General features: G+C 31.0%; 2 protein-coding genes. Both read left to right on the forward strand.

Annotated elements, in window-relative coordinates; all coding sequences use genetic code 11:
* Positions 1 to 235 precede the first annotated feature (235 nt).
* Positions 236 to 778: a YgcG family protein gene (locus Q0733_RS12865; protein ID WP_298782725.1), complete on the forward strand. Its 543-nt coding sequence runs from the start codon at positions 236 to 238 to the stop codon at positions 776 to 778.
* A gap of 169 nt (positions 779 to 947) precedes the next feature.
* On the forward strand, positions 948 to 1,514 hold the full coding sequence (locus Q0733_RS12870) for a hypothetical protein (RefSeq protein WP_298782727.1): 567 nt from the start codon (positions 948 to 950) through the stop codon (positions 1,512 to 1,514).
* Positions 1,515 to 1,748: the final 234 nt, after the last annotated feature.

The raw sequence follows: 1,748 nt of genomic DNA on the forward strand, positions 1-1,748 counted from the left end.
TTTGCGGAATTTATTACTCAAAATCTGAATTTATTAAAACTTGAATTATTAAAAAAGGAATTATAAACTGAAAAAAAACAACGAAATACCAACAAAGTGTATAAAAAATTGCTAAATTAGTGCTTAACCTAAAGTAATTGCTTTTTTTGTTTGCTTCAAATTTTCCTTCGGAAAATCCTCGCCCACAAAATCGCAACTTTTAATACACCAAAACGTTGTACACAATACCCAAAAAATGAAAATCGGAACTAAAATATTAATCCTATTTCTGACTTTTAATTTACTTTCTTGCAAAGGAAATGCACAAGAAACAGAAATTGAAAAGCCTACTACTGAATTTGATTTCTCAACAGTTGAAAAATTCCGAGAAACAAAACTTAAAGGTCAAATAATAAACGATTACGACAGTATTTTCAGTTCTTCACAAAGGAAAGAACTGTCGGACATTATTTATGACTACAATATTGAAACCACACGACAAATAGTTGTTGTAACAATTGATAGTATAAATCCATATTCTGACATTCAAAAAATGGCGACGGATTTGGGAAAATATTGGGGAGTTGGAACAGCGGAAAAAGATAATGGACTGATAATTCTGCTTTGTAAACCTTGTCAGAAAATCGGAATTGCAACTGGATTTGGAACGGAACTTATTTTGACTGACCAAATTTGTAAAAATGTTATTGACCAGACCATCATTCCTGATTTTAAAAATGGAAAATTTTATGACGGAATTAAAAACGGAGTGACTGAATTAATAGAAAAATGGAAATAAAAGTACTGTGTACAACAATGTATAACCGCAATTACGGCGGATTCGACTACGTCCGAATCCACTCATAATTGCTAACGCCAGTGATAAATCGAAAAATAAGTGTATATTAACCCGTAACTGACGGTTATACGAGACCGTTCTACACCATTTAAAAAACAGCGAGAATAAATTGAAATTAGGAGAAATATATAAAACTGAATTTGACGAACGAGTATTTAGAATAATTGGATTGGATAATTATGAAGTTTTTTACGATTGTCTTTCAAATGAAAATAAATGGACTTTCTCTGGAAATTTTAAACGCAAAAGTATATTCTTCAGAATGGGAGTTGAATTATTTAAAATAAAATCGGAATTAATAAAACGTGAAGAATTTACTGAAAAAGAAGCTGAATATTTTAGGGCGGATTTACCAATGAGGTTTGGCAGAATTAAAGATTTAAGTTGGGAATTTGCAGTAAAATCTGAATTGAATAAGTATCAGAATGAATTTTCACAGCGGAAAGTAAATGCTGAAAAAATAATTTTGATTCCTTCTGGAGCAAAAGGCGGGTTTTTAAAAGGAGAATTAATAGAAAGTAATTCAATTCTTACGGAATTTGAAATTATTCAAAAAGCATCAGAATTACAGAAATTAAGTAGTAACGGGATTGGATTTTACAGATTGGGTTGTCAAAAAGGAATTCCAACTTATTTAATTGGAGAATATTTAGATAAAGCAGGAATAATGAAATAAAAACGGTGTAGAACACCGTATATAATTTATTGCTGGTTTCTTGCCTACTTGCGAAAGTCCTCGCGGACTTTCTTTGTCCATAATTATTTACTAAATTAGTTGCTTGAAATACGCAACAAACAATATACAACAACGTTGTGTGCAATAATTGATCCTTCTGGGCTTGTTCCCGTTTATATGAGCCATAGCCATGCAGTGTTTGGATATAAATGACGAAAGTAGGATTGTTTATTC

This window comes from uncultured Polaribacter sp., from assembly GCF_947500975.1.
Taxonomy (GTDB): Bacteria; Bacteroidota; Bacteroidia; order Flavobacteriales; family Flavobacteriaceae; genus Polaribacter.

Coding starts and splice junctions, on each gene's coding strand:
- Q0733_RS12865 (WP_298782725.1), top strand. CDS start 236: ATGAAAATCGGAACTAAAATATTAATCCTATTTCTGACTTTTAATTTA.